This is a genomic window from Spiroplasma cantharicola (assembly GCF_001281045.1).
In the GTDB taxonomy this organism is placed as follows: domain Bacteria; phylum Bacillota_I; class Bacilli_A; order Mycoplasmatales; family Mycoplasmataceae; genus Spiroplasma_A; species Spiroplasma_A cantharicola.
In genome coordinates this window covers 834,334-856,762 of sequence record NZ_CP012622.1, presented here as the reverse complement: position 1 = coordinate 856,762, position 22,429 = coordinate 834,334, and the positions used below count along the sequence as shown (strand labels likewise).

General features: G+C 24.6%; 18 protein-coding genes. 17 read left to right on the top strand and 1 reads right to left on the bottom strand.

Annotated elements, in window-relative coordinates; translation table 4 throughout:
* Positions 1–50 precede the first annotated feature (50 nt).
* The 5 genes from SCANT_RS03695 to SCANT_RS03675 are packed head-to-tail and all read left to right on the top strand — an operon-like array spanning position 51 to position 6,260.
* Positions 51–1,418 carry a glycine--tRNA ligase gene (locus SCANT_RS03695; RefSeq protein ID WP_053946382.1) on the top strand — a complete coding sequence of 456 codons (1,368 nt, stop codon included), beginning with the start codon at positions 51–53 and terminating at the stop codon, positions 1,416–1,418.
* A gap of 16 nt (positions 1,419–1,434) precedes the next feature.
* Complete coding sequence (dnaG, locus tag SCANT_RS03690; RefSeq protein WP_053946381.1) at positions 1,435–3,381, top strand: DNA primase; 1,947 nt, start codon at positions 1,435–1,437, stop codon at positions 3,379–3,381.
* Positions 3,381–4,775 (top strand): sigma-70 family RNA polymerase sigma factor, encoded by a 1,395-nt coding sequence (locus tag SCANT_RS03685; protein WP_053946380.1) that lies wholly within the window; start codon positions 3,381–3,383, stop codon positions 4,773–4,775. The genes dnaG and SCANT_RS03685 overlap by 1 nt, the downstream gene beginning before the upstream one ends.
* Before the next feature lie 2 nt (positions 4,776–4,777).
* Positions 4,778–5,473 (top strand): tRNA (adenine(22)-N(1))-methyltransferase, encoded by a 696-nt coding sequence (locus tag SCANT_RS03680; protein WP_053946379.1) that lies wholly within the window; start codon positions 4,778–4,780, stop codon positions 5,471–5,473.
* Complete coding sequence (locus tag SCANT_RS03675; protein WP_053946378.1) at positions 5,466–6,260, top strand: Nif3-like dinuclear metal center hexameric protein; 795 nt, start codon at positions 5,466–5,468, stop codon at positions 6,258–6,260. The genes SCANT_RS03680 and SCANT_RS03675 overlap by 8 nt, the downstream gene beginning before the upstream one ends.
* 19 nt (positions 6,261–6,279) lie before the next feature.
* Here the strand turns inward: SCANT_RS03675 and ispH are convergent, their stop codons facing one another.
* Positions 6,280–7,164, bottom strand: coding sequence for a 4-hydroxy-3-methylbut-2-enyl diphosphate reductase (ispH, locus tag SCANT_RS03670; protein WP_053946377.1), 885 nt, complete (start codon positions 7,162–7,164; stop codon positions 6,280–6,282).
* A gap of 186 nt (positions 7,165–7,350) precedes the next feature.
* Between ispH and SCANT_RS03665 the strand changes: the two genes are divergently transcribed.
* From SCANT_RS03665 to SCANT_RS03605, 12 genes are all read left to right on the top strand, one after another.
* Complete coding sequence (locus SCANT_RS03665; RefSeq protein ID WP_144416885.1) at positions 7,351–8,016, top strand: hypothetical protein; 666 nt, start codon at positions 7,351–7,353, stop codon at positions 8,014–8,016.
* Positions 8,017–8,055: 39 nt separating this feature from the next.
* Positions 8,056–10,341 carry a hypothetical protein gene (locus SCANT_RS03660; protein WP_053946375.1) on the top strand — a complete coding sequence of 762 codons (2,286 nt, stop codon included), beginning with the start codon at positions 8,056–8,058 and terminating at the stop codon, positions 10,339–10,341.
* A gap of 121 nt (positions 10,342–10,462) precedes the next feature.
* Positions 10,463–11,188, top strand: a complete 726-nt coding sequence (locus SCANT_RS05435) for a hypothetical protein (RefSeq protein ID WP_053946374.1) — start codon at positions 10,463–10,465, stop codon at positions 11,186–11,188.
* 418 nt (positions 11,189–11,606) lie between these two features.
* Positions 11,607–11,849, top strand: coding sequence for a hypothetical protein (locus tag SCANT_RS03645; RefSeq protein ID WP_053946372.1), 243 nt, complete (start codon positions 11,607–11,609; stop codon positions 11,847–11,849).
* Positions 11,850–11,947: 98 nt separating this feature from the next.
* The gene (locus SCANT_RS03640; protein ID WP_053946371.1) at positions 11,948–13,705 is read left to right on the top strand and encodes a lipoprotein; all 1,758 of its coding nucleotides are present in this window, start codon (positions 11,948–11,950) and stop codon (positions 13,703–13,705) included.
* Between the two features lie 129 nt (positions 13,706–13,834).
* Positions 13,835–14,584, top strand: coding sequence for a hypothetical protein (locus SCANT_RS03635; RefSeq protein WP_053946370.1), 750 nt, complete (start codon positions 13,835–13,837; stop codon positions 14,582–14,584).
* Positions 14,585–14,666: 82 nt separating this feature from the next.
* On the top strand, positions 14,667–16,337 hold the full coding sequence (locus SCANT_RS03630) for a PTS transporter subunit EIIB (protein ID WP_053946369.1): 1,671 nt from the start codon (positions 14,667–14,669) through the stop codon (positions 16,335–16,337).
* The gene (locus SCANT_RS03625) at positions 16,324–17,763 is read left to right on the top strand and encodes a glycoside hydrolase family 1 protein (RefSeq protein WP_053946368.1); all 1,440 of its coding nucleotides are present in this window, start codon (positions 16,324–16,326) and stop codon (positions 17,761–17,763) included. Before SCANT_RS03630 ends, SCANT_RS03625 begins: the two co-directional genes overlap by 14 nt.
* Before the next feature lie 112 nt (positions 17,764–17,875).
* Positions 17,876–19,597, top strand: coding sequence for a hypothetical protein (locus tag SCANT_RS03620; protein ID WP_053946367.1), 1,722 nt, complete (start codon positions 17,876–17,878; stop codon positions 19,595–19,597).
* A gap of 70 nt (positions 19,598–19,667) precedes the next feature.
* The gene (locus tag SCANT_RS03615; RefSeq protein ID WP_053946366.1) at positions 19,668–20,525 is read left to right on the top strand and encodes a Cof-type HAD-IIB family hydrolase; all 858 of its coding nucleotides are present in this window, start codon (positions 19,668–19,670) and stop codon (positions 20,523–20,525) included.
* A gap of 1 nt (position 20,526) precedes the next feature.
* Positions 20,527–21,630: a nicotinate-nucleotide adenylyltransferase gene (locus SCANT_RS03610; protein WP_053946365.1), complete on the top strand. Its 1,104-nt coding sequence runs from the start codon at positions 20,527–20,529 to the stop codon at positions 21,628–21,630.
* Complete coding sequence (locus tag SCANT_RS03605) at positions 21,630–22,286, top strand: 5'-methylthioadenosine/S-adenosylhomocysteine nucleosidase family protein (RefSeq protein ID WP_053946364.1); 657 nt, start codon at positions 21,630–21,632, stop codon at positions 22,284–22,286. The genes SCANT_RS03610 and SCANT_RS03605 overlap by 1 nt, the downstream gene beginning before the upstream one ends.
* The last annotated feature ends 143 nt before the right edge of the window (positions 22,287–22,429 follow it).

The following is a 22,429-nucleotide window of genomic DNA, read 5'->3' as shown; positions in this document are numbered from 1 at the left end:
CTCGATATGTGCAAACTTGATGTTTGCTTTTTTTATTGTTAGGAGAAAAAATGAAAATAGAAATAGATAAACTAATTTCGCATTTAAAAACACAGGGATTTGTATTTCCTGGCTCAGAAATTTATGGTGGACTTGCAAATTCATGAGATTATGGACCTTTAGGTTCAGAAGTTAAAAATAAGTTAAAAAAACTTTGATGGGATTTTTTTGTAAGAAGAAATGAATATAATATTGGTTTAGATTCATCAATAATATTAAATCCCAAAGTTTGACAAGCTTCAGGTCATTTAGGAAATTTTAATGACCCATTAATTGATTGTAAAAAATGTAAATCACGTTTTAGAGCTGATAAATTAATTGAAGAAAAATTTTCAGACATGAATGTTGGTGGATGAACTAATCAAAAAATTGAAGATTTTATTAAAGATAAATCAATAAATTGTCCAAAATGTAACGCTAATGATTTTACAAATATTAGACAGTTCACATTAATGTTTAAAACAAATCAAGGTGTTGTTGAAGATGAAGCTTCAACAGTATACTTGAGACCAGAAACTGCTCAAGGAATTTTTGTACAATATAAGAATTCACAAAGAGCTTTAAGAAAAAAACTGCCATTTGGTATTGGACAAATTGGTAAATCTTTTAGAAATGAAATTACTCCAGGGAATTTTATTTTTAGAACAAGAGAATTTGAACAAATGGAATTAGAATTTTTCTTTTCACCAAATGACACAAATGATTGATTTGAGTATTGATTAAAAAAAGTTAAATTCTTTTTAGAAAAAATTATTCTTATTGATAAAAAAAATTATTCAATAAGAGAACATAAAAAAGATGAATTAGCTCATTATGCAAAAAGAACAGTTGATATTGAATTTGATTTTCCTTTTGGAAGAGGAGAATTATGAGGTATTGCTCATAGAAGTGATTTTGATTTAAAGCAACATCAAACTCATTCTGGACAAGACTTATCTTATTTAGATCCAGAAACAAATGAAAAGTATATAGCAAATGTAATTGAACCAAGTGTGGGAGTTGAAAGATTGCTTTTAGCAATTTTTTGTCAAAGTTATGTTGAAGAAAAAATTGATAATGGTGAAAGAATTGTAATGAAACTTCCTTACCAATTGGCTCCATATTCAATAGCAATCATGCCTTTGCAAAAGCAACAAAATAAAAGGGCAAATGAACTTTATAAAGAATTACTTTTGGATTTTGATGCAACATTTGATGAAACTGGTAATATTGGAAAACGTTATAGAAGACAAGATGCTATTGGAACACCATATTGTATAACTATTGATTTTGATACTGAAAAAGATAATAGTGTCACTGTTAGAAATCGAGATACGATGAATCAAGAAAGAATTGAAATTAAAAATTTAAAACAGTATCTATTAGCAAAAATATTTTAAGTAAGGAGTGATAAGTTTGGCAATATCACAAAATCAAATTGATTTGGTTTTATCAAAAGCTAATATTGTTGATGTTATTGGCAAATATATTGACCTTCAAAAAAAAGGAAGAAATTATGTAGCAGTTTGTCCATTTCATGATGATTCAGATCCTTCAATGAATGTGTCGCCTGATAAAAAAATATTTAAATGTTTTGTTTGTGGAACTGGTGGTAATGTCATTACTTTTGTACAAGAATTTAATAATATAACTTTTTTTAAAGCTCTTGCTTTAATTGCAAAGGAATTAAATATCAAAATAGATGGCTTAAAAGAGTTTGAAGATAAGAAAAAATATAATTCAAAAGAAAGTATATTATTTGAAATAAATAAAGCTGCAGCAAATTTTTTTAATGGATTGTTAATATCTTCACTTTCAACAAAAGCTAAAAATTATTTGAAGGAAAGAAAAATTAGTGAACAAGAAATTGAAAGATTTAAAATAGGTTTTTGTCCAAAAAATGTAAAAGTCTATGATTATTTAATTAAATTGGGTTTTTCTCAAGAAAATATTTTTGAATCAGCAATTGTTTATAAAAGTGGTATAGATTATAATTGTACTTTTGAAAATAGATTAATTTTTCCAATAACAAATGAGGACTCAAATATTATTGGGTTTTCAGGAAGAGTAATTAACTCAAGCGACTCACCTAAATATAAAAATAGTAGTGAAAATTTAATTTTTAAAAAGTCACAATTAGCTTATAATTTTGATAAAGCAAAAAAAGAAGCTAGAATTAAAAATGAAATAATTATTTTAGAAGGCTTTATGGATGTAATAAGTTTAGAATCCATTGATATTAAAAATTCGGTTGCCATAATGGGAACTGCAATGAGTGATTATCATTTAAAACTATTTTCAAGAGTAGCTAAAAAATATAAATTATTTTTAGACGGAGATAAAGCTGGTGTTAATGCAGCTTTAAAAATATCGCAATTCTTACTTGAAAGAAAAATTGATGTAACAATAATTGAAAATAATACAGGTAAGGACCCTGATGAACTTGTTAAAGCTGGAGACAAAAATTTAATTAATCAAATGATTGAAAATAGTTCTCATCCAGCAAACTTTGCAACTAGATTTTTTTCAAAAGATTTAGATATACAAAATTCTATAAAAGTTAATGAGTTTATTGAAAAAGTTATCTCAGTTTTAAAATATGAATCAAAGGAAAATATTGTTGATTCAGTTATTGCAAACCTAGCAAGTATTACCAAAATTGAGAAAAGTACTTTGTTTAAAACTTTAAATAAAGCGGTAAGTAAAATAAAAGTAAGTGCTACAAATAATCTATACTCTCAAGAAAATAATATAGATGATTTCAATCCTGGACAGGATTATATAAACAGAATGTTAAATAGTTTTGTCCAGGATGAAAATTCACATTTTGAAATTCCAGAATATGGTTATGAAACTATTAAAAAAGATAAAATAGTGCAAGCAAATGTTAATGAGGTCAAAAAGAATCACTCAAAAAATTTTGCAGAGGCTGCAATAGTTTGAAATATTTTGGATAATGATTCCTTGCTTGATAGCTTGGATAAAAAAATAAATAATATTGAAAATATTAATGTAAAACGTACAATTAATTTTATAATTGATCAATATAAAAGAAATAGTTATGTTGGTCATAATTGAGAACAAATAGCAAATGAAATAAAAAAACTTAACAAAAACTATTGTGAATATATTTTTGAAATAAAAAATAGACACTTCACTGCTTTGCAAAAAACATTATCACCAAAGGGGTTAGAAGATTGTTTTGATGCAATTGAACTTTATAAAATTGAAGATGAAATAATGCTTTATAGTCAAAAAATTAATTCTACAAATGATAATGAATTAAAAATAAATTATGCAGAGCATCGAGAAGAACTGTTAAAACTTAGAAATAAAATATATGAAAAAAGGAGAAAAATATAATGGCATTAAATTTAAAAAAATTTGAAACAATGGAAGAATTTAAAGAGTATCTTTGAATCTATTTAGATAAAAATGATAATGAGATAGCTCAAGAGGAAATCCAAGAAGTTATTTTTAAAAAATTTCAAGATATTGAAGAAGAAGAGATTAGTTTACTTTTTGATGAACTAGCAAAAAGAGAAGTTGTATTTACAGATGATTTTATTGAAGACGAAGATGACTTAGATGATGACGATGATGAAGATGAAGATGAAGCTGATGAACTTGAAGGTGAATTTAGAAAAAGAGATAAAGAAAGAAAAGATTTAAAAAAAGCTAATGAAAACAATGCGCCAGTAAAATATCGTGTTGGGGGAATAAGCAATGAAACAAAAATTCAAGATATTATTAAATCTTACTTTAATCAGATTGGATCTTCAAAAATCTTAACAAAAGATGAAGAAGTTGAATATGCAAAAATGTTAGAGGACAGTGATCCAATTATTGCAAAAGAAGGTAGAGATAAATTAATTACTTCAAACCTTAAATTAGTTATTTCTGTTGCTAGAAAACATTTAAATAGAGGACTTGACTTTGCTGATTTAATTGAAGAGGGAAATATTGGATTAATGAAAGCTGTTGATAAATTTGATTATAAAAAAGGATTTAAATTTTCAACTTATGCTACTTGATGAATTCGTCAAGCAATAACTAGAGCTATTGCTGACCAAGCAAGAACAATTCGTATTCCAGTTCATATGGTTGAAACAATTAACAAACTTACAAGAATTGAAAGACAATTAACTCAAGAATTGGGAAGAGATCCAACTTCAAAAGAAATTGCAAAAACTTTTGGTAAAGGAATAACTCCACAAAAAGTTATAGAAATTAAAAAATTATCAATTGAACCAGTTAGTTTAGAAAAACCATTTGGTGATGAAGATGACACTCACTTTGGGGATTTTGTTGAAGATAAAGATATCTCATCACCAGATGACTATGCTGAAAAAGAAGCTTTAAGAGAAGTTATTGATGAAGTATTTTGTGATATTCTTGCACCAAGAGAAGAGAAAGTTGTTAGAATGAGATTTGGGATTCTACCAACTAAATTAAGAACACTAGTTAGACTAGCTGAGGAATGTGATGATGATAGTTTTGAAGATTTAAAACAAGAAATAACTGATTTAGATATTCACTATGACACATCAATTGAAAGAATTCAAAAATATAAAAGTTCAATTATTCAAATGCATCTTTCAAAATTTGATTCACCAAAAACTTTAGAAGAAGTTGGAAAAGAATTAAAAGTTACAAGAGAAAGAATTAGACAAATTGAAGCAAAAACAATTAGAAAATTTAAACCATCTGCATCAAATCCCAAGGCAAGAGTCTTAAGAGATTTCTTTAAAGGATAAAATTGAGTTTTCTAACACCGAGATTATTTTCATTGGCCAAATTAATTACAGAAGGAGAAGTTGTTGCAGATATTGGAACAGATCATGCATATCTTCCAATTTATTTAGCCAAAGATGGTAAGGCCAAAAAAATATATGCAACTGATGTTGCAAAAAAACCACTTGATGTAGCAAAAAATAATATTGCTTCATTTGGAGTTGCAGATAAAGTTGAAACAATACTTGCAGATGGAATTCAATGAACTATTTCTAATGAAATAAAACTCGATTCATGTATCATTGCTGGAATGGGTTCGACATCTATTTTAGATATTCTAAAACATGATAATGAAAATATTTATTCTTATGTTATTGCACCAAATACTAATTTAGAGCCAATTAGAAGTTGAGCGAAAAAAATGAAATATTTTGTGGAAAATGAAATAATTATTGAGGACAATAAAATTATTTATGAAATAATAAAGATTAATAAATTTGCTGGAACAAAAATTAAAAATAAAAAAGATATTATATTTGGACCTTTATTACAACGTGAAAAAAACAATAAATTATTTTTACAAAAATGATTAGAAGAAGAACAAAAACTTTTAAATTTATTAAAACATATACCTAAAAAAGATGTAAAGTATAAAGAGACTTTAAAAAAACAAAAGATTATAAGTAAACTTCTAAGAAGGAGAATTTTAATTAATGAATAAAATAAAAGCAAATGCTTTAATTAACTATTTAAATGATGTCTTTCCTCAAAAGAATGCATCTGAATGAGATAAAATTGGTTTACAATTAGAGGAAGTCTATAACTTAGAAAGTCAAGATGAAATTTCTCATATAGTTATTTGTCTTGATGTTACAAAAGAAGTTGTGGAGTTTGCAATTGCAAATAAATCAAATTTTATTATTAGTAGACACCCATTTTTATTTTTTGATTTAGAAATAGAGATGAAGAATTTAGCAAAAAAAGAAATCTATGATTTATGTATAAAAAATGAAATTCAAGTATTTTCCATTCATACAAACTATGATAATAGTGAAAAACAAAATATTATTGATTTAATTGAAACACAATTAAATGTAAAAAATGTTGAAAAGGTTGGAGTCTTTAATGAAGGATATAAAATAAAATTATTGGGCTCATTAAGTTTAAAAGAAGTAATTGAAAAATTAAAATTTATTTTTGGAAAACAGCAAGCTCTTTTAACAAGAAATTCAAATTTGGAAAAAGAAATTGAATATATTTATTTAACACCAGGGGCTGGAGCTTCTACAATGATGGAATTACAATTACAAAATGAATTTTTTGTAACAGGTGAGGCAAAGTGAAATGAATGACTTTATGCCGACCAAAATAAAATGGATTTATTAACTTTAGGTCATTATATGGAAAATCACTTTATTGATGACTTAGAAAATAAATTATTAAAAACATTCAGTGATGAAGTAAAAATAAGTGCATTTGATATTAAAAATACATTTATTATTTTATAGAGGTATTTAAAAAACGAAACTATTGAGTTTCGTTTTTTAGTTCTTCTAGATATTTTATAACTTGGTTTTGAATTATGCTTGATGTTGAAGCACCAGCAGTTACAGCAACAGTATTAATATTTTTTAAATCCTTAATTTCAATTTCTTCTTTACGATTTATTCTTATTGAATTTATGCCCTTATTTAAAGCCAATTCCACTAATTTCATTGTGTTATTACTTCTTTCATCTCCAACAACATATAAAAGATCAACTTCTTTGGGATCTAAATCTAATACTGCTTGTTGTCTAACAAGAGTAGCTTCACAAATATCATTTTTAAAAATAGCATTTTCATATTTTTCCTTTATTTTTTTATATATTAAATCAGTATCAATTATTGAAAGGGTTGTTTGATTTGTGATAAAAATATCTTTATTACTTATACTTAAATTTTCAACTTCTTGAGTATTGGTAACTAAATGAATTTTCTTATTATCTAAACTTGTTAAAGCAATTGTCTCTGGATGATCGTGCTTTCCTATAAAAACAATGTCAAAACCAAGATTTAAATATTTTTTTATTATATTTTCTGTTTCTAAAACTCATTCGCACTTTGTATCTACAATAATTAATCCTTGTTCTTCAGCTACTTTTAATACTTTTAAATCAGTTCCATGTGCTGAAAAAATCACAACGCTACCTTTGGGTATTGTTTTTATAATATCTAAACGAGATTTTTTTCAATCATCAATAGCTATAATACCAAGTTCTTCTAACTCTTTTACAATTATTTTATTATGTACTAAAAGCCCAATCATATATATTTTTTTATCTGGATAAGCTTTTACTGTATCTTTTGCCATTTTTATAGAAACTACAACTCCAAGGCAAAAACCTCTGGGTGTTACTTTTAAGACTTTCATTAAATACCTCACTTTTCTTATTTTACTATCTATTTAATAGTAAAATTAATAAAGTATTTTTTTGTTTTTCTTAAATTAAAATAGAGTTTTTCATTTAAAATATTATTATGGAGTAAAAATATGAAAAAAATTAGTCAGTTTTTAATAAGATTAAGGCCATATAAAAGGTTATATAAAATGTTTTGAATGATAAGTACAATTATAGGATTGTTAATTTTTCAAATTTTTATGTTATCACTTTCGTATGCAGTGCCACATGCAAATGGGGGCTTTCATTATTGATTTAAGGGACTATACTCATTGTTGGGAGAATCAAGACATGAACCTAAATCTAGTCAAGGTTTCATTTTTGCAGCATCAATTATTGGTTATATTCCAATTATTCCAATTATTCCATTTTTATATTTCACTTTTACAAATTGATTAATTCAAGAGAAATTGAGTGATAAATTTATTGATGTTCCTAAAAAAAAGTATTTATATTGGTCAACTTTTATTCATTTCTTAGCAATAGCTACGGTTTTTATAATAATTCCAGGACTTTTAACTTATCTTGGTGGTGGGGGTATTCTTCCTCATCAAGCTTATAGAGCTGTTTCAAATGGGTTTAGTGATAATATTGGAGAAAGAATTGCTGGAGTATGTGGAATCTTATACTACTCAATAGGTTGTTTATTTGCTTCAATTATAATTTTTTGAGTAATCTGGATGGTACTTTCTTGAGTTGGAAAGCAATTTCAAAGACTTATTGATATGTTTAACAATTGAAGATATAAAAGAAAAGAAATTAAACGTGAATTAAAACTTCAAAAATTAGAAATAAAGGCAAACAAGAAGAAAAAACAAGAGTAACAATAGTATAATAAAATAAAATTGAAAGGAAGTTAAATTATGAAAAAATTATGTGCTATTTTAGGGTCTTTAAGTGTAGCAGTTTTTTCATCTGTAAGTGTCGTTGCTTGTAAAGGTGGACTTGATCTTAGTTTAACTTACACTGATGAAGAAAAAATTATGTCTATTTATAATTTAACAACCAAAGATTTAGTTAAAAATGGTGTTAAAATCAATACTTTAGTTTCTCCAGAAGAAATTGATGCAATTATAAAGGCTTTGGACTTAAATGAATTAATTAATAAAAATCCTAATGGTTCATTTTTGAAACAAAGTTTAGGAGTTTTTATTATGTCAAATCAATTATTAAATGAAATATCTTCAAAAGTACCTGGATATGGGTGAATTGCAAATAAATTAACTTGACAATCACAATGGTCAATTAAGGATTTATTAGCAAAAGAGGATTTATCTCTATTTAATAATGTTAGTGGATGAATGAATAAAAGAAATGAAAAAGAGGATGAATCTAAATGATCTTTATCTGTTACTTTTTTAAATCAAGATAAAACTGGATGAAATGGTGTTGAGCGTGCCAAATATGCAAGAATTAATATAAATAGAAGAGTTGTTGCAAATAACTATGGTAAAGTTCAACGAGAATTATCAAATGAAAAAGTAATTTATGGTGGTGACACTGCTAATACTCAAGATAGCTTTTTAAATCCTAATAACCCTGATTTGGGAGTTATTTATCAAGGTTATGCTAATTCAAGTGAATTAATTGAATTGGATAAAATTTTAAATGAAAATGTTGGTTCAATTCCAATAGGTTTTTTTAATTATTCGCCTAGTGCAACTGATTTTGTCAATAATAAAATTATTATGTTAGACTTTGTAAATAAGGTTTTACAAGTAAGCAAACAAGAAATTGAAGATGCTTTAAATGACTATCTTTTAAACAATCCATTTTTTATTGGTGAGGGTTTAAAACCTGAGCATATTGCAAATGTTATAAAAAATCAAATTTATGTTATTTTAATGACGAACTCAATTGATAGAAAAAATTTAAAAGATAAAGATGGTAATCCATTATTGGCAAATGAAGGTGAAGAAGAAGAATCTTTAATTATAGTTAAATCGATGATAAATAAACTTAGAAGATTATGTGAAGACATTAGTCAATTATCATCAGTTAATTCTAATTTAAAAAATGTAGAGACATTAATTAATATGTTAGATACAATTCAAAATGAGGATTGTGTTTTTAAATCAATTAGTAAAAATAGTTTCAGAGAAACTTTGAAAGCAGTAATTGAAGATTCAAGAGATAGAAATGATCCATATAGTTATCATAAAGCTTTTTACAATGGAGATTTAAATGCAACTTTATTTAAAACTGTATCTAATAATCAAAAACAAATACCTTTAACTTTGGTAAATGATTATTTAGACTTTGGTTTTGATAATCAATATAAATTTGAAGTTCAATATTGAGGTAATTCAACTCCAATTAAGGGAGGAGAAGAACAATGATATTCTCCTGATAATAATAGACCAAATGATAATTATATTGCAGATAAGGGATTTAGAAATATATTTTTACATCATAGATTTTTTAAACATGATGATGAAAAAGATTATACAAGTGCTGAATTATTAAAAAAATATGAGAAAAAGATTTCTATAAACTATGATATTTTTGACTTTGATGAAACGATTGCTGATCCAAGTGAAGAAATTATTGAAAATAAAATGCTTAAAGCTTTGGAAAAAGCTATTAGTTTAGATCCAAATGGTTCAACAGTTGGTATCACAGACGAATCATGAAGAATTTATCACTTATTAGCATTGATAAACAATAAAGCAAATGAAAAATTATCAGATATATTCTCATTTGATTCAAATAATAAAATTGGAATTCACAATTCAGATATTTCACTTGATTATTGAAAAATAGGTAAAGGTGATTTCAATAAAGCAGACGATGATATTGCTTTTGCAAAATTGTTAAAAGAACAGGAAGTAGCTGTTGTTATTACTGATCAAAATAGTAACAGCAATTCAACCAATAGAGAAGAAATATTTCAAAAGGGTATAGAAACAATTTGAGAATCAGAATTTAAACTTAATATTTATGCAGGTCAAACAAATATTTATGGAAAAAGATATGATCAGGATTTAAGTGAATCAAGTAATTGGTGACAAGATGAAAATAGGCTTTATGGTGAATTTTACTCATTGGTAGCAATTCCAAATCAATATAAAGATAAAGTAAATACTTATTGAAAGAAATATGTTTCAAGTAATCCTAAGAATCCTGATTATAATTCATCTTTGAAATAATATTGCTAAAATACTAGTAATTAGTAATATTATTGGTTATAATATATAACTTTAAAAAAGTGTTTTTTTTGTGTTATAATAATTTAGTAGATAATTTTTTCTACAAATGGGGGTTAAGAAAATGTATATTATAAATTTTATTAATGGAAGTTATTGTGTAATTAATACTTTATCTAATTTATTAGTGGCTAAATTTATTAAGTTAGAAGATGCAACTAATTTTGTTCAAGCAGCAAATACTATTAATTTTGGGTTCCCAAATAATATTAATAAATTTTATAATCCACCAACTACAGTTGTAACTCCTATTCCTAAAAGTCAGAATAGAGTAAGAAGAGTATATAATTGTTGTTCTCATGGACAATGTAATCTGAATCATAATAATGTTAATAATACTATGGCTATTCCTCAAGATATGAGTAAGGAAAATAAGGAATTACAAGAAAAACTTAAAGATCTTAATAATAAAATTAACTCAGTTATTGAAGAAAAAACAGCTATTTTAAATGAGAATGAAATTTTAAAATCAATTATTGTAAATTCTGATGATGAGGAAGAAGAAGAAATTTTAGAGGAAGAAGAAACTGTAGAGGAAGAAGACGAAACCTTTGACGATGATGATGAGGAAGAAGAATCTAAATCTCAAAACGAAGAGTCTATCAAAGAAGAATCTGAAGTGGATAAAAATAAAATTGATGAAAAGATTATTGCTTCACAACAAAGTCAAGTTGAATTAGATGAGGCCGAAAAAGCATATTTAAATAGACAAAATATTGATGAACCTAAATCTAAAAAAGAATTAAAAAGATTGAAAAAAGAAGAAAAAAATTTAAGAAAAGGAAAATAATTATTGTTTAAAATAATATATAAAAAAAGCACTTTAGGGAAGTGCTTTTTTTATATATTATTATTAATCATGCTTTCGCATATTATTGATTTGCTAATAATTAAAAAGATATGAATGAGTAATGAAAGGTCACGTAAAAGGCTATGAGAACAAAGTGACCTAATCGAAAGAAAGGATGTTATATTGAATTAAAGAATGAAATTTACAAACTATTGACGAATTTGTAACATCAAAATTTAATGTTCATAGCCCTGTCCAAAGGACATTAATAAATATATCAAAAAAAAGTTTAAAAATCAAATTTTTTTTTAAAACTTTAAAATTTTATGTTTTAAAAAGAAGTTCGAATTTAATAATAAAAACTTTATATTTAACCATTTTTAAATATAATTAAGATATAAGAATTGAAGTGAAAATAATGGAAAAATATTTATGTGAAAATTGTAAGAAGCCAGCAACTTATAAAAAAATTAATCAAGTAAATAGTATAGTATTTTTTTGTAAAGATTGCATTATAACTAATACAGGAGCAAAATTATCTAATAATAATTCTTTGTGTATTCAATGTGGTAATCCAGCTAATTTTATTTTAATAAGTCAATTAAATAGATTGAAAGAAATTTGTGAAAGTTGTTTATTAAAAGAATATACAAAAATTTAGATTTAACTAATTTCAAAAATCATTTTATAATATTTAAAATTTTTTATAGTATTTCTAATTAAGATATATGTATATGTTATACATATAAGGAGAAAAATATGAAAAAATTATTAAGTTTATTAGGTTCAGTAACACTTGTTGCATCAACAAGTGTTACTGTAATAGCATGTGGTAATAAAAAACCAGACCCAGAAATAGGTCCTCCGGAACCAGATTATGATAAGATACTTGAAAACTTACAAAATGAAGTTAATAATATATTTTCAAAGCATTTAGCAAATAACTCTTCAAAATTAGTTAATGTTATTAAAGATAAAAATGATAATCCAAAGGGATATAAATTACTTAATTACAAAAGTTTAGCAGAACTAGAAGTAGATGATAGTGGTAATGGAACTTTTGAAGGTCAAGAAGATCAAAAATTACTTCTTGAAGAAGACTTAAAAAATGTATTAAACTTAAATGAATTGAGTCAAAATTTAAATGAGTTAAAAAAAGATATTGATAATGGTTATTCTTATTTTTTAGCAAATGTTGATAATGTATATGAAAAAATGAATATTAAAAATGAATTCAAAACAAGCATTTTAAATGGTAATTCTGATAATGATGAAAATGAAATTTATCAATTTCAAGTAGAGATTGAATTTGAGTGAAATTATAGTAGAGATGGAAAAAATCAAACAAAAACATATTCTGGATATAATTTAGTTTTTTCTTTAACAAATGATAAAGTATTTGCTTCACTTGTTTCAAACTTTTTAGAAAATTATCAAGCAGAAATCTTTAAAAGTAATGAAAGTGCTTTGCACTTAACAAATGAATCTCTTTTTGAAAATGCAGAAGAAGGTTATAAATCGACTGAAGAACCTTTAATAAAATATTTAGATATCACAAATCAAGAAGGAATTTTACGTAAAGAGATAATTGATAAAGAGTTAAACACAATCTTTAAAGATCAATCTGAATTAGAATTTAATTTAAGCGGACAAAATGTAAAATTAGCTTCTGATAATAGATATATTGAAACAGATAATTTTCTAACTACTGATTCAATAATATTTGACAAATATGATGATAATTATAAATTTATAGAAAATTATTTATTAGGAAATCAAGAAGGTTATAATGTATTTGATGCTCAAAAAGTTATTCAATTTTGATTGGATAAAGGTAATAAATTTGACAAATTTAATAGTGCTTACAAAGAGTACATAAAAAAATTAAATTTAAATCCAGAAGATTTTTCATCAACAAATGTACTGAATTATGGTTTTATTAATATTAGTAATCTTACAGTTACATATAACGATGATTTCTTTGCACTACCAGATCTTAGTTTGCCATTTGATTATTCAATGAATAACTCTAAAACTTTAAGTTCATTATCAAATAATTTATTTAATTCTATTAATGTTATTCATGAAAATTATAATTTCAAAGATGTTTCAAAAGAGGAAAATGCTGGACCAACATTGGCAATATTTGATCCAAGTGAAAAAGATAATTTTGATTTTTGAAAATATCTTGATGATAATTTTTCAGAAAAATTATTTTCAACAGAGCAATTAGCTGAAGTATTAAGCGGTAAAGTTCAAGATTCAGATTTAAATGAAAAAATTTTGGAGCAAGCGAATATAAACAGATTTGCAATTAAATTTAGATATAGTCATAAATTTTATTATGATAAAGTTGGAATTAAACTTGAAGATAAAAAAGCTAGTACTAGGGATTTGGAGTTAAATTTAGGTTTTTTTAATATTAGATTACATGCAATTAGTAATAGTCAAACAAAAATATCACAAATAACAAGTAATGCTAATAAAAATTATCTATTTAAAAAACCAAAAGGATAAGAAATAGTTATTTTAAAAGGAAATTATATTTCCTTTTTTTATTTATAACTACTTTTTAATTAACTAACAAATTTTTATTAAATATTAATTTTATATTCTATAATATTTATATTATTAGGAAAAGAAAAAATGAATTCGATATATACAAGAATAGATAATCTGGGTAGAGAAAATAGAAATACAATATATAGAATAATATCTAAGAAAATTTTAGAAGATTTTTCAAATGGTATATTTAGAACACAAGATGATTTAGCATATATTTGTAATTGTTCTAAAGCAACAATTACAGCATTTTCAAAAGCAGCTTTAGTAAGCGGATATAGGGAATTACAAATAAGATTAAAAATAGAATATGAAAATAATTTTGATTCAAATAAATCAAATATAAATCAAATAGAAAAAGAATTTTCTACAACTATTCAACATTTAGAAAAATGAGCAATAGCAAATTTTGAAAAAATTGAAAGTTTTTTTTCTGGAAACACTAAAAATGAATTTCATATTTTTTCAGGTTATCAAACCTATTATTCGACGTACTTTCTTGAAGATATTTTAGAAAAAAATAATATGAATGTTAGATTAATTAAATTAGATAAAGATATAATTAGTATTAAAAGTAAAAATTACAATGAAATAAATTCAATTTTTATACTTTCAGGAAGAGATACAGATTCATTACGAGGTTTTTTTGAATATGTTTATAATAAAAATTCAAATATAATTGTAATTGCTTCTTTAAATTGAGAACATTATTTAAATTCAAAAAAAGTAAGATCAATTTATTTTGACAATGAACATTTTAGTAAGGGATACCTTGATAGAAATTTTCAATTAATATATCTTTGAAAATATTTAGACTTTAAATTAAATTTATAATGAACTAGTTTGTAAAAACCAAACTAGTTCATTTAACTTTTCATTCCATATATATTTTGCAAAAATATATATGGAGGTTATTATGGAATATAAAAAAGAAGATATTAAAAAATTACTTTCCTTAATAGGCGGTATTGAGAATATTGTAAAAGTCTATCATTGTATGACAAGACTGCGCTTTGTTTTAAAAGATGATAAACTTTTTAATACTAAAGCTATTAAAGAATTAAAATTTGTTCAAGGTGTTATTTTCTCCTCAGGAGAATTTCAAATTATTATTGGTACTAGTGTAAGTAAATTTTATAAATTATTTTGTGAGGAAAATGGAATTAATTTAGAATCAAATTTGCCAAACAAAAATGATTCTAATTTAGAAGTTAAAAAACAAAAGAAATCATTTTTAACATTTATATCGCAAGTCTTTGCACCTTTATTAATAGTATTGGTTGCAATTGGATTTTGAGAAATGTTACGTATGCCAATTTTTTTAACTTCAAACTCAAGTGATAAAGAATGATTAAAGGATTTAAATGAATTTACAGAAATAATATCAAGGGGTCTTACATATTTTATAGTTATAGGAGTTGCTTGATCGACTTTTAAAATTATGGGTGGAAATGAAATTTATGGTATTGTTATTGGAGCAATTTTATGTAATCCCAAGTTAGTTGCATTAAGTGATTTAAAAGTTGGTGAAGGTGAAACAATACTAGGGCAAATGCCAGGATGACATATATTTGGAGATTTTATATACCCATGAAAAATTTCATTTGAAGGATTAGTAATTCCAATGGTGCTTGTTGCTTTTATTGGGGTTAGTATACAAAGACTATTAACAAAAGCAAATTTTGGAAATTTTAGAATGCTAATAGAACCATTAATTGTTATTGTTAGTACATCATTAATTTCTATTTTAATTATTGCTCCAATTGGATTACTATTTACAAGTTATTTATCAATAGCTTTTAAATATTTAATGACAAATAATATTACTAAATATATATTTACGCCATTAATTGGAGCTTTATATTCTCCAATGGTTATATTTGGAATTCACAGAACTATTACACCAATAATTATGCAAGATGTTGCACAATTTAAAGGAAGTTTAATTTTAGGATTATTGATTTTATCTAATGTTTCAACAGCAGTTGCTACATTTGCTTTTGGTTTGAGATATAAAAATAATAAAAAAGTTAAACAAATTGCTTGAACAAATGCAACTTCAGGATTTATTGCTGGGGTAACAGAACCTTGTATCTATTCAATTACGCTTAAATATGTCTTTCCAATGATAGGAGCTGTTATTGGAACTTACTTTGGTTGTTTATTATATACAGCATCAGGAGTATGAACATCATCTGCACCATTTGGATTTTTAGGAATTATTGGTTTTGTTTCAGGTCCACCTGAAGGGATAGTGCTAAATACTTGAGCTGGGGGAAGCATACTTTGAGGAACATTTAGTATGCTAACAACAATATTAGTAAGTTTCTTTGCAACACTGTTACTTTCAAAAATAAAATTCTTTAATACAAGAACTTTAAAAATTTTTAAAGAGGAATATGATTTTGATATTTATAAAATTAATGAAGAAATTATGAAGTTAAAACAAGATTATAAAATTCAATTAAAATCATATTTAGATCAAAAAGAAAATAAAGCAGATAATCAAATAAAGATTAAACAATTAAAAGTAGAATATAGAAAAAATATTAATTTATTAAGAGGAGTTAACAATGAAAAAGATTAGTAAAGATTTGATGTTAGGTTGTTCTATATCAGCAAATCAAGCAGAAGGGGCTTTCAATGTTAATGGAAAAGGTCTTTCAATTGCAGAACTTAGAAGATATAACCCTAACTTGGATAGAAAAGATATAAATACTGAAAGAAAAATGACAAAAGAAAAATTGCAAGAAGCATTAAATGACGATGGTAAATATGTATATCCCAAAAAAATTGGAGTAAATTTTTATGAAAGATATAAAGAGGATGTAAAATTAATAGCTGATATGAAAAATGATTGCTTTAGAACTTCAATTGCTTGAACAAGAATTTTTCCAAATGGAGATGAGAAAGAACCAAATTTAAAAGGTTTAGAATTTTATGATAATTTAATAGATGAGTTAGTAAAAAATAAAATTGAACCTATTATCACAATATCTCATTATGAAATGCCATATAATTTAGTTGCAAAATATGGGGGTTGAAAAAATCCAATCTTAATTGAGTTCTATACAAATTTTGCAAAAACAGTTATGGAAAGATACAAAAACAAAGTCAAATATTGAATTCCCTTCAATGAAATTAATGCAGCAAACTATAGTGTTTGAGCAGGAGCGGGTTTATTAGATGATGAACACCCAAATATTTTAGGTCTATCAATGTATGCTTTACACAATATTTTTCTTGCTAATGCACAAACAGTAAAAATAGGAAAAGAGATTAATAAAAATTTCTTATTTGGGTCAATGGTTGCAACTTTATTAAATTATGCTGAATCTTGTGATCCTCAGTTAGTTTTAAAAACTGAAAAAGATCAACAATTAAAAATCTATTCCTTTTTTGATGTTATGCATAGAGGAGAATATTCAAAATTCTCATTAAATTTATTAAAAAAATTCTCAATTGATTTAAAAATTTCAAATGAAGATAAAAAATTACTGAAAGAAAATACATGTGACTTTTTAGGATTTAGTTATTACATGAGTGGTGTGGTAAATCAAATTGAAGGTGATGTTACTGAGGGAAATCTTTCAAAAACAGGAAAAAATAAATTCTTAAAAGCTAATGAATGAGGATGACAAATTGATCCAATTGGTTTAAGAATTTTAATGAATAGATTATATGATAGATATCAAAAACCATTATTTATTTTAGAAAATGGAATTGGCTTTGATGAAAAACTTGAAAATGGCAAAATAAATGATGATTATAGAATAGAATATATGAAAAATCACTTGGAGCAAATTCAAAATGCAATTGAAGATGGTGTTGAATGTATTGGTTATACTGCTTGAAGTCTAATGGATATTATTTCTCATGGAACTAGTGAAATGACTAAGCGATATGGTTTAATTTATGTTGATCAAGATAGTTTTGGAAAAGGAAGTCAAAATAGAACTCCTAAAAAATCATATGATTGATATAAAAATGTTTGTATATCTAGAGAAATTTAACTTTAAAACGCTATTTTATATAGCGTTTTAATTTTTTTATAGTTGATTAATTAAAGCAATGAAAAGTTGAGTAAAAAAAGGTATAATTAATTTAAATTTAATGGGGAAAATTATGAAAACAAACTTTAATAAAATATCAGGTAATAATGGCTTTTTTGATTTTGAAGAAAAATTAAATTTTTTTGATTATTTTAATATTAATAGTACAGATTTAAAAGATGCATTTTCAGTATTAAGAAAGTATGAAAATAATATGCTAACTTTAAAAAGAATGATGGAGAGTCAAATTACTACTAGATTAAATTTTTATATTAATAATTCTTTTAATAAAATAGAAAATAAATTTGTAGAAAATAAAACAAATGAAGAGAAAAAACTTTCAAAGGCATTAGTTGTTAGTGTTATTTTTTTAGCAGCTAGATTAGTTTCACAAGAATATATTACTTTAACTACATCATCTGAGTATGCTTATGAATATGAAAATAGCTCTAATAAGAGTTTTAATTTTGAAAATTATAAAAAGAGTTTGAAAAGTTACTATGAAACGCTTACTGCTTGGGCAATGTATTTTATGGATAGCAATATTGAAAATTTAAGTATTCTTTCTAGGATGGATGAATATATTAAAAAGAATGTGTATTCAATGGAAAGATATAAAGATATTATTTTATATTTATGACTTTATACACACGTTAAAAACTCTTGTGATTTAACTAAATATAAAAATGATGCAAGTGAGCTTAAAGCTTTTTTTCCAAAAATAACAGAAAATGTTTTAGCTCCTTTAAATTATGAATATATTTTTGATCAACAAGAGTATCAAGAAGAAGCTGAAATAAGAAAAAAAATAGTAAGCGATTTAAAAATATGAAAAATTAAGGAATATGATAATGTTATTAAAAATCTAATTATTAAATATTATAAAACCCTTAATTTTTCAGAGACACTTGTTTTTAATGATTATTTTAATTTAATAGATATAATAAAAGATATGTTTTTGAAAAAAAATTTTTATTCTTTAGATGATATTACATCAAATCTTTTAAATCCTAATTCAGCTGCAGTACCCAGAATTTATTCATCTGAAGAAGTTGAATTAACAGTCAAAAACTTAGAGTTTGATAAGAATGCAATAGATTTTAATTATAAAGCTATTGAACAATATTATAATCTTATTTATAAAAAACCTTTGTTGTCCTTTCTAAATAAAAATCAAAGTAAAATTTTAGTGGCTTATCCAGAATTTATTTGAATGGCAAATCATATGCAAAAAAAATATAATTTGTTTGATAGCAATATTTCTAAAAAAATCTGTGCTATGTTAAAAGAGGAATATTTTTTAACGTTAAATCAACAACTGAAAAAAATTGAACGAAGATTTCGAAATTTAAAGGTATTTAATCCAAATGATCTTTCAATTTTTAAAGCAACTGATGATAAAACTCAAAATAAAATTGAAGTAAATAGCATTGTTTATGATCCTTCACTAAATAAACTTTTTGTTGTCTTAGTAAATTTTTATCCACCAGAAAATATTGATTGATTAAATGAAAAAAGAACAATAGATACTTTATCTGAAAATTCAAATTATGTCGCAAATTTATTTAGCGAACCATTAAATTTTGTGCTTAAAGAACTAAAAAAAATAAAAAAACAATTAAAGAAATTAGAACTTAAATTTAGTGATGAAAAAGAAGTTACAGTTGAAGGTATTTTATTTGTTAATGATATTTTAAACGCTGTTCCTAAAGTAGATGTTAATGGAGTAAATGTTTATGTAAGTTCTATTTCAACAATGGAGCATTTTACAAATAGTTATATTTATAAAAAATAAACTTATTTAACATTAACAATATGGTTATTTTTACTCAATATTGTAAAATTACTTTGGAGGATATAATGTTATGAAATTACCTTATATTGGAAGCGATTTAGATGGAACTATTGTTAAAAATAGTGACTTTAAAATATTAGATGAAACAGTTAATAATATTAATGAATATCAAAATTTATCAGAAAATAAACTTTTTGTTGTAACTGGAAGATCTTTACAAAATATCAAATATTACATTAAACAATTAAATATTAAATTGCCAGTAGTTTGTTCAAATGGAGCTGTTGTATTAGATCCAATAACTTGAGAAGTTTACTATGAACATTTAATGCAAAAAGAAATCATTGTTGATTTAATAAATTATGCAATAGAACATGACTTGGATATTTCTTTATATACACCAACAAGCGTATGTTCATTAACTGTTGCAGAAAGAATTAAAACTTATAAAAAACTTTATGGTCATTATCCAGATGACTGTCAGCCAGATTTTATTTTGTACCAAAATTATCATCAACTCTTGGAAGATGTTAAAAAAGATACTCATAAAATTATTAGAGTAATGTACTCACTTGATTTTACAAAAGAACTTGAAAAGGCTAATAATTTAAAAAAATATCTTGAATCAAAGAATTTATATTATCCGTCAACTATTATTCAATCAAGATTTCTAATTGATGCTATGCCTAAAGGAATAAATAAGGCAACAGGTATTAAAAAATGAGCAGAGATTATGAAAGTTGATTTAAAAGATATTCATGTAATTGGTGATAATAATAATGATTTTGAAATGGTAAGCGAAATGCCATTTGGATTAGCTGTTGCAAATGCAAGTGAAAAGCTAAAAAAAGCAGCTTGAAAAGTTATTGACACTATTGAAAATAATGGTGTAGGAAAATATTTAAAAGAATTAATTAGTAAAGGATAATATGATGAAAAGAATTGCATTATTTGGAGGAAGTTTTGACCCAGTTCACAGCGACCATATAAATATAATAAAGAGTTGCAAAGAGAACTTAAATTTTGATGAAGTTTGAATAATGCCAGCTTATGTTAATCCTTTTAAAACACTTTCAACTTCAAGTGTTACTCAAAGATTGGATATGTTAAAAATAGCTGTAAAAGATCTTGATTATGTTAAAGTTAAAACTTATGAAATTTCAAAGCAAACTTCAAGTTTTACCTATGATACAGTCAAATATTACAAAACAAAATATCCTGAAATTAGTTTTTCTTTTGTAATGGGTTCTGATCAATTAGATAATTTTGAAAAGTGAGACCATTTTAATCAATTAATCAAGGAAATAGATTTTAAAGTATTTTTAAGAAAAAAAGATTTTAATCAAAAAATTGTTGATAAGTATAATTTACAAACTTTTGAATTTGAAAATAACTTTTTAAGTTCTACAAAAATAAGAAATCTTGTTGATTTAAACTTACAAATTAAAGAAGTCAATGATTATGTTAATAATAATTTAATGTATTTATATGAAAGAGTTGAAAATAAAATGGATGAAAAACGTTATTTTCATTCATTAAATGTGGGTCAAATGGCAATGGAATTAGCAAGATTGAATAACTATGACTTAAATAAGGCTTTGATTGCTGGAACGCTTCATGACATAGCAAAAAGGTGAAGTGAGCCTCAAATGAAAGAATATCTTAAAAAGTATAATAAAGAATTATTAAAAGAGCCAAAACCAACATGACATTCATTTGTAGGGGCATTTCATTTAAAACATGATTGACTATTTAGTGATAAAGAAATTATTCAAGCAGTTTATAATCATACTGTAGGGTCAAAAGATATGAGCATACTTGATATGATTGTATTTTGTGCAGATAAGATTTCATCAGAAAGAGACTATGATGGAGTTGAGCGATTAAGAGCACTTGTAAAATCAGATTTATTAACTGGTTTTAAAGAGTTACTTAAAAATCAATATGAAATTGCTGTTAAAAAACACTCTAAAACAACTATTGGTAAAGGTTTAACTGAAGCTTATAATTTTTGAATTATGGAGAAAAACTAATGAAAAAATATGCCATTTTATTTGCTATGAAAGATGAAGCTGAAAGTTTAATTAAAGAACTTTCAGCAAAATTAATAAAAGATGATTACTTTGAAATTTATCAAAAAGACAATATTTATATTGCCATCTCAAAAGTAGGTTTAATAAATGCTACAAGTTGCTTTACATATGTTAATCAAAAGTTTGCCATTGATTGCTTTATTAATGCTGGTTTAGTAGGGACATTTTCAAGCGATTTAAATTTACTAGAACCCGTTATAATAAAACAATCATATTTAGGTAATGCTGATGCTAGGGGATTTGGCTATCAATTAGGACAAATCCCTGGAATGAAAGCATATTATTTATCAGATGAAAAACTTTTAAATTCATTTAAAAGTTTTAAACAAGTTGATATTTGCTCAAGTGATATTTTTATAAATTCACAAGAAAAAGTTGATCAGATTATAACTCCAATTAGTAATTCTATATCAGTTTTTGATATGGAATGTTTTGGTTTTTATCAAGCAGCTTATATTTTTAAAAAGCCAATAATAGCTCTAAAAGTGGTAAGTGATCATATTAATAATGGTAGTAATGAAGAGCAATTTAATCAAATATTGAAGCAAGGTAGCTTAAAAATTAGTGAATTAATTTTAGAAATTATAAAGAAATAAACTTTAATATAGATATAGATTATAATTTATTTGGAAGGAAGTGAGTATTCATGGAATGTACAAAAGATTGCAAAGATTGTAACTGTAAATGTGAATTTGATGATAACTGTGCTAACTGTCAAATGTGTTCAACTGACACAAAC